10 protein-coding genes are annotated in these 12000 nt (G+C 39.6%); 7 read left to right on the top strand and 3 right to left on the bottom strand.

Features of this window, described 5'->3' with window-relative positions; translation table 11 throughout:
• The first annotated feature begins 185 nt into the window (after positions 1–185).
• From ABE41_RS11470 to ABE41_RS11445, 6 genes are all read left to right on the top strand, one after another.
• Positions 186–593: a CoA-binding protein gene (locus tag ABE41_RS11470; RefSeq protein WP_066290289.1), complete on the top strand. Its 408-nt coding sequence runs from the start codon at positions 186–188 to the stop codon at positions 591–593.
• A gap of 204 nt (positions 594–797) precedes the next feature.
• Positions 798–2756 (top strand): DNA topoisomerase IV subunit B, encoded by a 1959-nt coding sequence (parE, locus tag ABE41_RS11465; RefSeq protein WP_066290285.1) that lies wholly within the window; start codon positions 798–800, stop codon positions 2754–2756.
• 13 nt (positions 2757–2769) lie between these two features.
• Positions 2770–5214, top strand: a complete 2445-nt coding sequence (gene parC, locus ABE41_RS11460) for a DNA topoisomerase IV subunit A (RefSeq protein ID WP_066290284.1) — start codon at positions 2770–2772, stop codon at positions 5212–5214.
• Positions 5215–5284: 70 nt separating this feature from the next.
• A complete protein-coding gene (locus ABE41_RS11455; protein ID WP_066290281.1) occupies positions 5285–5791 on the top strand; it encodes a metal-dependent hydrolase in 507 nt (168 codons plus the stop codon).
• A gap of 83 nt (positions 5792–5874) precedes the next feature.
• The gene (locus tag ABE41_RS11450) at positions 5875–6390 is read left to right on the top strand and encodes a type 1 glutamine amidotransferase domain-containing protein (protein WP_066290278.1); all 516 of its coding nucleotides are present in this window, start codon (positions 5875–5877) and stop codon (positions 6388–6390) included.
• Between the two features lie 470 nt (positions 6391–6860).
• Positions 6861–8363, top strand: coding sequence for a malate:quinone oxidoreductase (locus tag ABE41_RS11445; protein ID WP_066290275.1), 1503 nt, complete (start codon positions 6861–6863; stop codon positions 8361–8363).
• 18 nt (positions 8364–8381) lie between these two features.
• On the opposite strand, the gene ABE41_RS11440 is transcribed toward ABE41_RS11445, so the two are convergent.
• The gene (locus tag ABE41_RS11440) at positions 8382–10214 is read right to left on the bottom strand and encodes a terpene cyclase/mutase family protein (protein WP_066290272.1); all 1833 of its coding nucleotides are present in this window, start codon (positions 10212–10214) and stop codon (positions 8382–8384) included.
• Positions 10215–10362: 148 nt separating this feature from the next.
• On the opposite strand from ABE41_RS11440, the gene msrA reads away from it, so the two are divergent.
• Positions 10363–10893, top strand: a complete 531-nt coding sequence (gene msrA / locus ABE41_RS11435) for a peptide-methionine (S)-S-oxide reductase MsrA (RefSeq protein WP_066290269.1) — start codon at positions 10363–10365, stop codon at positions 10891–10893.
• 90 nt (positions 10894–10983) lie between these two features.
• On the opposite strand, the gene ABE41_RS11430 is transcribed toward msrA, so the two are convergent.
• The gene (locus tag ABE41_RS11430) at positions 10984–11691 is read right to left on the bottom strand and encodes a DUF421 domain-containing protein (protein WP_066290266.1); all 708 of its coding nucleotides are present in this window, start codon (positions 11689–11691) and stop codon (positions 10984–10986) included.
• A 127-nt stretch (positions 11692–11818) separates the two neighbouring features.
• On the bottom strand, positions 11819–11995 hold the full coding sequence (locus ABE41_RS21245) for a hypothetical protein (protein ID WP_172827354.1): 177 nt from the start codon (positions 11993–11995) through the stop codon (positions 11819–11821).
• Positions 11996–12000: the final 5 nt, after the last annotated feature.

The following is a 12000-nucleotide window of genomic DNA, read 5'->3' as shown; positions in this document are numbered from 1 at the left end:
GAATGCCGGCTTTTTGCTGCACTATTAGAAAGTATAACTTGTTTGCACGATGGTTTCCGACGTTCAACATAAGCGCAACTTGAGCTGACAGATAGGCTCGGCGTCAGCTGAGTTTTCTTTAAAAATGTTTCATTTTTACTGATTTTGTCTAAAATCTATATAAAATGAAATTGGGAGGAAGTAAAATGGGAGCTGCAACGAAAGAGGATATTAAAAACCTTCTAAAATTAAGAAAACGTATTGCGGTAGTCGGATTGTCCGATCAGCCGTTTCGTACATCTTATATGGTCTCAGAATATATGCAGGATGCAGGCTATGAAATTATTCCCGTAAATCCTAATGTCACAGAAGTTTTGGGACAGAAAGCTTATGCGAAGCTTGAAGATATTGAAGGACATGTAGATATCGTCAATGTGTTCAGAAGAAGTGAGCACCTGCCTGAAGTTGCTCGATCGGCAGCAAATATTAATGCTGGTTTCTTCTGGGCTCAGCTCGGTTTATACAGTGCCGAAGCAGAAGAGATTTTGCAAAGTGCGACGATTCCTTATATTATGGATAAGTGCATTAAAGTGGAACATGCTATGATACGGTAGTAATGAACCACCCGCCATATACGGGTGGTTTTCCCATGCTTGTTTTTATCCTCTATTTAAAGAACTAAAAAAGAAACTCTTTTGAACTAAAGGTTTTTGTTCTTTAACCGAGAAATAAGAGGAGAATATAAGGACAGAGGTAGTATAGAAACAAACGTTCTGCTATGATAGAAGTACTGCAGTTCGTGAAAGGAGCAACACATTTTGGCAAGTAAATCATTATTTGACTACAACGATGATGCCATACAGGTGCTCGAAGGGTTAGAAGCCGTTCGAAAGCGCCCTGGTATGTATATCGGCAGCACGGATGCCAGAGGTTTGCATCACCTCGTATATGAAATTGTAGATAACGCCGTTGACGAAGCATTAGGCGGATTCGGTGATTACATACATGTGAAGATTCATAAAGATAACAGTATTTCTGTGTCAGATGATGGCCGTGGAATGCCTACAGGAATGCATAAGCTTGGAAAACCGACGCCTGAGATCATCTTTACTGTTTTGCATGCCGGCGGTAAGTTCGGACAAGGCGGGTACAAAACATCTGGAGGACTTCATGGTGTAGGTGCATCTGTAGTAAACGCACTTTCAGAATGGCTTGAAGTAACGATCTACCGTGACGGTAAAACATATCGTCAGCGTTTTGAAGATGGCGGAAAGCCTGTTACGACACTTGAAGTAGTAGGTAATACCCGCAAAACAGGGACGACCGTTCATTTCAAACCAGACCGTACGATGTTTTCGACGATTAACTATAATTACGAAACACTAAGCGAACGTCTTAGAGAAGCGGCTTTTCTTTTAAAAGGAATCAAAATCGTTCTTGAAGATGCGCGAAATGGAGAAAAAGAAGAATTTCAGTTCGAAACAGGACTGGAAGCATTCGTGCAATATTTGAACGAAGATAAAGATACACTTCATAATGTCGTTAGCTTTGAAGGAATGCAAAATGAGATCGAGGTAGATTTTGCATTTCAATACAATGACGGTTATGCAGAAAACGTTCTGTCATTCGTTAACAACGTTCGCACAAAAGACGGCGGAACACATGAGTCAGGCGCAAAGACAGCGATAACTCGAAGCATCAACGAGTACGCACGTAAAACGAACCTGTTAAAAGAAAAAGATAAGAACTTAGACGGCTCTGATATCCGAGAAGGGTTAACAGCTGTTGTTTCTGTCCGTATCCCAGAAGAATTTCTTCAGTTCGAAGGCCAAACAAAGAGCAAATTAGGTACGAGTGAAGCACGATCTGCAGTAGATGCAGTGGTTGCCGGAAAGCTCGCTTATTTCCTTGAGGAGAATCCTGCAATTAGTGAAATGCTTATCCGTAAAAGTATTAAAGCGGCTCAAGCTCGTGAAGCAGCACGCAAAGCACGTGAGGATGCTCGTAACGGGAAAAAGAACAAACGTAAGGATTCTATGCTGAGCGGGAAGTTAACTCCTGCAACTTCTAAAAATCCTGAACGCAACGAACTGTACTTAGTAGAGGGTGACTCTGCAGGCGGTTCTGCAAAACAAGGACGAGACCGAAAATTCCAAGCCATTTTGCCGCTTCGTGGTAAAGTAATCAACACGGAAAAAGCAAAGCTTGCAGATATATTTAAGAACGAAGAAATCAACACAATCATACATGCGATCGGAGCTGGAGTTGGTTCTGATTTTACGTTGAAAGATGTAAACTACGACAAAATCATTATCATGACCGATGCCGATACAGATGGTGCACATATTCAAGTATTGCTTCTAACGTTTTTCTACCGTTACATGAAGCCGCTTCTCGAAGAAGGGAAAGTATTCATTGCATTACCTCCTCTTTATAAAGTGAGCAAGGGAACGGGTAAAAAAGAAGTTATCGAATATGCATGGGATGAAGATGAATTGAAAGAAGCACAAAAAAAAGTTGGTAAAGGCTACATCATCCAGCGTTATAAGGGACTTGGAGAGATGAATGCTGATCAGCTATGGGAAACAACGATGGATCCTGACACACGAACGCTGATCCGAGTTCGTATTGATGACGCAGCAAGAGCCGAAAAACGCGTCTCCGTCCTTATGGGAGACAAAGTTGAACCACGCCGTAAATGGATTGAAGAACATGTGGCGTTTGGCTTAAACGAAGAAACGAACATACTAGATAACGAGAACTTGTCTGCATTCTGAGGAGGTTTAAAGATTGTCACTGCTTGAGAAATTTAGAGAGCTGCCGTTAGAAGACGTAATCGGCGACCGCTTCGGAAGGTATAGTAAATACATTATTCAGGAGCGTGCATTACCTGATGCAAGAGATGGATTAAAGCCCGTACAGCGCCGTATTTTATATGCGATGTACGCGGAAGGAAACACAAACGAAAAACCATACAGAAAATCGGCTAAGACAGTCGGAAACGTAATCGGTAACTATCACCCGCATGGTGATTCTTCCGTTTATGAAGCGATGGTACGTATGAGTCAGGACTGGAAAGTTAGAAACGTTCTGATCCAGATGCACGGAAACAACGGTAGTATCGATGGAGACCCGGCAGCTGCAATGCGTTATACAGAAGCAAGGCTTTCTGCAATTGCCTCTGAACTATTAAGAGATATCGATAAAGAAACCGTTGAATTCGCGCCTAACTTTGATGATACGACAGAAGAGCCGATCGTGCTGCCTTCTATGTATCCAAATTTGCTTGTAAACGGGTCAACGGGTATTTCAGCGGGTTATGCGACTGAAATCCCGCCGCACCACCTTGAGGAAGTTATAGACGCAGTTACAATGCAAATCGATAAGCCCGATGTTTCACTCGATGAACTTATGACCGTTATTAAAGGACCTGATTTCCCGACTGGCGGAATCGTTCAAGGTATAGATGGCATCAAGAAGGCTTTTGAAACAGGTAAGGGCCGCTTCATTATTCGTGCCAAAACCGAAATTGAGAGCTTAAAGGGCGGACGTCAGCAGATTGTCATCACTGAAGTTCCTTTTGAAGTGAACAAAGCGAACCTTGTAAAGCGTATGGACGAACTTCGGTTAGATAAAAAGGTAGACGGTATCGCTGAAATCCGTGATGAGACAGACCGTACTGGCTTAAGAATCGTTATTGAACTTCGCAAAGATGGTAATGCAGAAGGGGTATTGAATTACTTCTTTAAAAATACTGATCTGCAAGTTTCGTATAACTACAACATGGTAGCAATTCATAACAAGACACCAAAATTAATGGGCCTAAAAGCTATATTGAACGCATACATTCAGCATCAGATCGAAGTGGTAACACGACGAACGAAGTATGATCTTCGAAAAGCTGAAGAACGTTCACATATCGTGGAAGGTTTAATTAAAGCAATTTCGATTTTAGATGAAGTAATCGAGACAATCCGTGCATCAAAAGATAAGCGAAATGCAAAAGACAACATTATCGAGAAGTTTCAGTTTACCGAAGCACAAGCTGAGGCAATCGTTACGTTGCAGTTATACCGTTTAACGAATACAGATATTACAACACTTAAGAATGAAGCAGAAGAACTCGAAAAGAAGATTGCATATCTTCGTTCAATTTTAGATAGCGACAAGAAGTTATACAGTGTTATTAAAAAAGAACTTTCCGATGTGAAAAAGAAATTCGCTGATCCTCGCCGTACACAGATTGAGGCTGAGATTCAGGAAATCAAGATCGATATGGAAGTAATGATCCCTTCTGAAGATGTTATGGTAATGGTAACAGAAGACGGCTATATCAAACGTTCAAGCGTTCGTTCTTACAGTGCTTCTAACGGTGAGCCGCCAGGAATGAAGGATACGGATTCACTCTTGCTTGTATCTCAGCTGAACACGACAGATACGATGCTCATGTTTACGAATAAAGGAAACTATATTTACCTTCCAGTCTATGAGATGCCAGAAATCCGCTGGAAAGACATGGGGCAGCATCTTGCAAGTATCGTTGGTTTAGATAAGGATGAGAAGCTGATCAAAGCATTCCCTGTAAAAGAATTTAAGGAAGACCAATTCCTCATCTTCTTTACGAAACAAGGAATGGCTAAGAAAACAGAGCTTAGCCAATACAAAGCAACACGATATAACCGTACATTGATGGCAGTTAAACTAAAAGGCGAAGATGAAGTTGTTGATGTGTCTTTAACTAACGGAAATCAAGATGTGTTTATCGCAACACATTTCGGATATGGGTTATGGTTCCATGAAGAAGAAATCAGTCTTGTAGGCCAGCGTGCTGCAGGGGTTAAAGGTATCAACTTAAAAGCTGGAGACCACTTAGTAAGCGGGTTTGCACTCCCGGAAAATCCTGAAACCGCTCAGGTTCTCGTTGCAACTCAGCGCGGGGCAATGAAAAAAATGAAGATCACAGAGTTTGATAAAACGTCCCGTGCAAAACGAGGACTTGTGATGGTAAGAGAATTAAAATCTAATCCTCATCGAATTGTAGGCATGAAACTTGTTACTGATGAAGAGAAACAATTTGTTCTTGAAACAGCGAGCGGTAAGCAAGAAACAATTTCATCTGAAAACTTTAAATCTGCCGACAGATACAATAACGGCTCCTTTGTAGTTGATACAGGTGAAACAGGTGAAATTACAAGACTAAAGTCTTTGGTTTCAACAGATAGTTCAAAAGAGTAGCATTCTTGCTGCTCTTTTTCTTCTTTCTATCAGATATCTTATAGCAACTTAGAGAAAAGAGAGATACATAATGAAAAGCAATACACATTTGCTAGGCGGAGTTGCGGCAGCTGCACTTTATAAGACTGCTACAGACCTCCCGCCAGATACACTACATCATGAACTTACCTTTTTTGGTGCTGCCGTTTTGGGAAGCCTGCTCCCTGACTTATGCCATCCAGGATCTTATCTTGGAAAAAAGACAAGTTTTCTATCAAAAACCATTTCTAAAACATTCGGGCATCGAACAATCACACATAGCTGGGTTATGATTCTATTAGTGATGATGCTCCCAAACTGGATCGACTGGACGTATGAAGGGAGTTTAAGTATGGGATTAGCTGCAGGGGTGATCAGCCATATCATTTTGGACGCAGCAACTTCCAGAGGGGTTCAGCTATTTTACCCGCTGCCTTTTCGATTCCGTTTTCCTCTGTATACAAAAACAGGAACGAAGACGGAGAATAACATCGCAACGATTATAAGTTTAATAGCTGCAGTTTTGATGATACATATCTATATTGTTGCAATATTTTAAAGCCCTAACATAAAAAAGGGTTTAATTTCCTTCCTCGATGGTAATACAACAATTGTATACACAAAAAGAGGAGTGGTTGAGAAATGGCTAGAATTGCAACGGTATTAGCAAATATGTTTGAAGATGTGGAATATACCGAGCCAGCGAAGGCGTTTAGAGAAGCTGGACACGAGGTAATTGTAATCGGTTCAGAAACGGGAGCAACCTTAGAAGGGAAGCAAAAAGAAGCACAGGTAACGACTAACGCTTCTATCGGTGAAGTTTCCCCTGAAGACTTTGACGCACTTTTCATCCCTGGAGGATTCTCACCTGACATTTTAAGAGGCGATGACAAGTTCGTAACGTTCACGAAGCACTTTGCAGATGAAGGCAAACCTGTCTTAGCAATCTGTCATGGTCCACAATTGCTGATCTCTGCAGAAGTATTACAAGGCAGAAACATTACTGGCTACAAATCAATCCACGTTGACTTGAAGAATGCAGGAGCAACTGTGAAGGATGAAGAGGTTGTGGTTTGTGGGGGGAATTTAGTTACAAGCCGTCAACCGGATGACATTCCAGCATTTATTAGAGAGTCATTGAAAGTATTAGAAAAATAAAGTGTTAACATTAAACAATATAGAAAATCGTCTAGGGATTCCTAGACGATTTTTTTATTTCAATGATATTGGGCAGGTGCTTTTTTGTGTTGTTATTATCTCTAAATAAATGAATCATCTCTGTTAAAAAATGAATGAAACTATAAGAATAATTTAGGGAACCGTGTGATTTTCTTGGTAATGAGATTGAAGTTAACCGTCAGTTAAAGCCTTTAATCATTGATAATTCTAAGTTTAGGGATTGGTTTGTGTCTATCTCAAGAGCATTGTGAACGATTTCACTCTTTTATACTAGTTTCAAATAGTTTATAATTATCAGAAAGGGTAGAAATTTTATTCAATAATTATTATAAGAGTATTAGATAAATGAATTTAGCAAAGGTGTCCTTCCAAAGTGGCGCCTCGAATTTTGTAACAATAAGCAGAGCGTTAAATCGTTTTAGCAAATATAGGTTATAAGGAAGGTTATCATGAGCAGCGTACAGAAAAAAACAGACGTTATCTTAATTGGTGCCGGAGTCATGAGCGCGACTTTAGGATCCTTATTGAAAGAATTAGCACCTGAATGGGAAATCAAAGTATTTGAAAAACTTGCAAAAGCAGGAGAAGAAAGCTCGAACGAATGGAACAATGCAGGTACTGGCCATGCTGCACTTTGCGAGCTTAACTATACAAGCGAAAAACCGGACGGAACTATAGATGTTAGCAAGGCTATAAAAATTAACGAACAGTTTCAGCTTTCAATGCAGTTTTGGTCTTACCTTGTAAACAGCAACCTTATTCGGAATCCACAAGACTTTATTATGCCATTACCGCATATAAGTTTGGTACAAGGGGAACAAAATATAGAATTTTTGAAAAAGCGTTTTAAAGCGCTTTCAAATAATCCCTTGTTTCAAGGAATGCAATTTTCCGAGGACACTGAAAAATTAATCGAATGGTTCCCGCTTATCATGGAAGGCCGTAATTTAAATGAACCGATAGCTGCAACAAAAATTGACTCTGGTACAGATGTCAACTTTGGTGCATTAACTCGCATGTTGTTTGACCACTTAAAGAGTGAGAGCGTTGAAGTCAACTACAAGCATAGTGTTAAAAATATTAATCGTACCAGCGACGGCTCGTGGGAAGTAAAAGTACACAATATGGATAGTGGTGAAATCGAATACCACAGTGCAAAATTCGTCTTTATCGGGGCTGGCGGTGCAAGCCTGCCAATACTTCAAAAAACGGGTATTCCTGAATCAAAACATATTGGAGGATTCCCAGTAAGCGGTCTGTTTTTAGTATGTAACAATCCAGAAGTTGTAGATCAGCATCATGCAAAGGTATACGGCAAGGCTAAGGTTGGTGCACCTCCTATGTCTGTTCCGCATCTTGATACAAGATATATTGATAACAAAAAATCTTTGCTTTTCGGACCGTTTGCCGGCTTTTCACCAAAGTTCTTAAAAACAGGTTCGAATTTTGATCTGATTGGTTCCGTAAAACCAAATAATCTTCTTACAATGCTCGCAGCAGGTGCGAAAGAGATGGCATTGACAAAATACTTGATTCAACAAGTACTATTGTCGAATGAAAAACGAATGGAAGAGCTGCGCGAGTTTATTCCCAATGCCAAAAGCGAGGATTGGGATATCGTAGTAGCAGGACAGCGTGTGCAAGTTATTAAAGATACTGAGGCTGGTAAAGGAACACTTCAATTTGGAACAGAAGTTGTAAGTGCCGCTGATGGCTCTATAGCTGCATTGCTCGGTGCGTCGCCAGGTGCTTCTACCGCCGTTCACGTTATGCTTGAGGTATTAGAAAAATGCTTCCCGCAGCATATAAACGAGTGGGAACCGAAAATAAAAGAGATGATACCTTCTTATGGCGTGTCTTTGGTGGAAAACCCAGAGCTTTTCCAAAAGATTCACACCTCAATTGCTGAGACGCTAGGTCTTAGTGAAAAAGACAAACTAGTTTATAGTTAATGCATTGGAAACAATGGCTTATCTTACAAATTTTTTATAATAATTGACCAACCCTAATAATGGCCATATTTTATCATAACTATGATACCGAATATAAAAAGCTTCAGGAAGACCGGCTCCCGTTGGGTAGTCGGTCTTTTTATGATTCATCAGCCATTCAGCTGCTCGTTCCATTTCAGTTGTTGGATGATCAGATATTACAGTCAGCGCATTTAAAGCCCATGCTGTTTGAGAAGGATTACTTTCCTTTAAGTCCACAAAACTTCTCTTTTTGTCACTTTCACACGATTCTCCCCAGCCGCCATTTGCATTTTGAATACTTAACAGCCATTGTTTTGCCTTTTGAATTCTCTTATTTTGCGGACTAATGCCGCATGCTATCAAACCTGTAATTGCAGCCCATGTTCCATATAGGTAACAAACTCCCCAGCGGCCATACCAGGAGCCGTCTTGTTCCTGGTTTTCCCATAACCAATTCACCCCTTTTTTAACAGAAGGCTGATTATGCTTTAATCCATGGAACTTCCCTAAAAACTCTAGTGTTCTTCCTGTTAAATCAGGTGTTGAAGGATCTATAAGAGCATCTTTCGCATGTTTAATAGGAAGATTTCCAATCAAATAGCGGTTCGTGTTTTTCTCAAAAGCTGCCCAGCCGCCATCCTCATTTTGCATAGATAATAACCAGTTTAGACCTCGATCATAACTAGTTTGGTAAAATGAATTGGTTTGATAAAAATGGGCTATCGTTCGCAGTGCTGCTTGCGTATCATCAATGTCTGGATGAATGGTGTTTCCAATTGAGAATCCCCAGCCTCCTGGAACAGCATTAGGATTATGAACAGACCAATCCCCGTATTTCGTGTGTTGCTGTGTCAGAAGAAACTGTGCTCCTTTAATAATGGAAGGATTATTAATTGGAACTCCCGCTTCCAATAAAGTATATAAAATTAGAGATGTGTCCCAAGTAGTTGAAGGCGAGTTTTGGAGATGCAAAGTTCCATCTGCTTCACAAAACATTTTCATTAAGCCGCTCAACGCATTTTGGATGACAGTTGAATTACGTTGATATCCGGAAGTCAAGAGACCATAAATCATAAAGATCGTCGTCATGCTATAACTTAACAGAGTCCCATCGGGTTCAATGTGATTTTGAATATAAGAAAGAATTTTCTCTTTTTTAAAATGGAGATAGGATTCTCTAATGTTTAAGAGAGAAAACAAGTTTACCCATTCCTCTAAGTGAGAACCTTCATTTTCGCCAATATAAAGATCTGAGAGATCTGGTGTGTATTTAGATGTAAGTTTCTTTTTTTCATCAACCATCAATAAAACTGGCGCAAAATGAGCTCTTCCATAGCTGCTGATGTCATACTGATTTATAGGAGCAGTCATTGGCAGGGAAAAAAGGATAGCGGGATCGATGGGAACGTCTGGCCACTCGTATAATCCATTCATCGCAAGAAAAACTTTGGTCAGGAGATCCGCTTCCTTTAATCCGCCATTTTGAATAATAAATTGTTTTGCGGTTTGAAGCTTGTTATCATTTGATTTAAAATACTGGGAATAGAGAAGTGCGGTATAGGCTTGTATCGTAGCGGAAAGGTTAGCTGGTTCCTCATCAGGGTAGACTCGCCATAATCCATCTTCTGATTGCTGTGAAAGAATACGGTCGGTAATCTGCTTGATTAATTTCTCATTTCTATGTTCAATGCTTCTGAATAAAATTAGCATGTAAGCATCTGTAATTAATGAATTTTCAAAACAAAAACGCCATGTTCCGTCAGGTTTCTGCAAGGAAAGCAATTCATTGCATCGTCTGAAAATTTCTTTTTCTAATCTCCGCATGTCCATATCGACCACCGCGCTTTATCTGTAGTGGTTACAGTGTATGAGTGGAAATGGTTATCCTATGAACCATTAAAGGTGAAACACTGTTATTTTTAATAAAATAACGTTAAAATCTCTTTAACAGTTAAAGTTTTTCTAGGAGGAATGTACTTTGAGCAATAAAGAACTCGCAACATTTGCTGGCGGTTGTTTTTGGTGTATGGTTAAACCATTTGATGAACTGCCTGGCATCCATGGCATCGTATCTGGTTATACAGGTGGACAAGTGGAGAATCCGACTTATGAACAAATAAAAACAGGTGAAACAGGGCACCGTGAAGCTGTACAGATCACGTTTGATCCAGCGGTTTTCCCTTATCAAAAATTATTAGATTTATATTGGCCGCAAATTGATCCGACAGATGATGAGGGGCAGTTTATTGACCGCGGCAGCCAGTATCGTACCGCAATCTTCTATCACACCGAGGAACAAAAAGAGCTAGCTGAGGAATCACGTAAGAACCTTGAAGAGAGTGGAAGGTTTAAAAAACCAATCGTAACAGAGATCTTGGCTGCAAGTGATTTTTATAGGGCAGAAGAGTATCATCAGGATTTCTATAAAAAGAATCCATACGCATATAAGGAAGAACGTGAGACTTCTGGAAGAGATACGTTTATTAATGAAAATTGGGAAAGGAAGTAAACTTATTTACTATAATTATATTATGTTAACTTTTATAAAGAGACTTGTAATAAAGTCTCTTTTTGTGTATTTTCCTTTTTGTTTCTCTACTTACTCTACATCTAAAGGGAACTGTAAATCGTCGTCATGAGTATCTATGTAAAGCTTATTGCTGCTGGTGAGCAGAGCATATACAACTTCTCCAACAGTGAGTTTACGTAATTTTAATTCCTCATGAAGCCAGACCAAAGAGATATTATTTTCTGTCAGATTATCCTTTAAAATTTCACCATCCATAATGAGTTCCACGGGCAGTTTTATTTCAGATTTATAGATATTCAAGTCTTTTCGAGTAACGTTTAAGTGCTGTTCTTTTTTCTTAACAGAGAGTAAGCCATTATTCTCAACAAGAGCATACTGCACTTCATCAATCGAGAATATGTCTTTTTGGCGGAGCTGTTGATTTAAATAATCCAGCGTATAACGCATTTTTTTCATATTGTGTTCAAGTATTTTTCCGTTTTCGATTACAACAGTAGGGTCCCCCGCGACTAGTTTTCGGGCTTTTTCGCTTTTTAATGAAATAAAAGCAGACAGATAGATAAGGAACACAAAAATCGTAAAGACGATAAAAATAAAACGGGTTTCAATTTCCATGGCGAATGCAAGGTTTGCCGTAACCGAACCAAGCGTAACAACCGCAATGAAATCAAAAATAGTCATCCTGGAAACTGTTTGCTTTCCAAGAATTCTTGCAGCCACAAAAAGAGAAGTGAAGGCGATGATTGATCTCATAATTACTTCAACATACGGGTTCAAAAAATATCACATCCATTACAGACTGGGTAAATCTCTATTAATCTTTTTGTCCAATTTGTTTAAAATTAAGACTTATTGAAAAGTGAAAATAAAACGCTCAGAATATAATCTGAGCGCTGACGAGGGTTTATTTGTTTTTTGTATACTGATTCAGTACATGGACCATACCTTCTTCGATCAGTTCATTTGCTGGGCGATCCAGCTTTTTGGCTAGTAGCTTAATCTCTTTATAAAGGGACTGACTAAGTGTAGTGTTCACATTTTTCCGGTCATGATTTTTTGATCGTATTTGACTTGAATACATTTTTT

This window comes from Fictibacillus arsenicus (assembly GCF_001642935.1).
Lineage (GTDB): Bacteria > Bacillota > Bacilli > Bacillales > Fictibacillaceae > Fictibacillus > Fictibacillus arsenicus_B.
This window is presented reverse-complemented; position numbering and strand designations above follow the sequence as displayed.

Bases quoted from the DNA above. Each gene is read 5' to 3' on its own strand.
- ABE41_RS11470 (WP_066290289.1), top strand. From the start codon at position 186: ATGGGAGCTGCAACGAAAGAGGATATTAAAAACCTTCTAAAATTAAGA.
- ABE41_RS11455 (WP_066290281.1), top strand. From the start codon at position 5,285: ATGAAAAGCAATACACATTTGCTAGGCGGAGTTGCGGCAGCTGCACTT.
- ABE41_RS11450 (WP_066290278.1), top strand. From the start codon at position 5,875: ATGGCTAGAATTGCAACGGTATTAGCAAATATGTTTGAAGATGTGGAA.
- ABE41_RS11445 (WP_066290275.1), top strand. From the start codon at position 6,861: ATGAGCAGCGTACAGAAAAAAACAGACGTTATCTTAATTGGTGCCGGA.
- ABE41_RS11440 (WP_066290272.1), bottom strand. From the start codon at position 10,214: ATGGACATGCGGAGATTAGAAAAAGAAATTTTCAGACGATGCAATGAA.
- ABE41_RS21245 (WP_172827354.1), bottom strand. From the start codon at position 11,995: ATGTATTCAAGTCAAATACGATCAAAAAATCATGACCGGAAAAATGTG.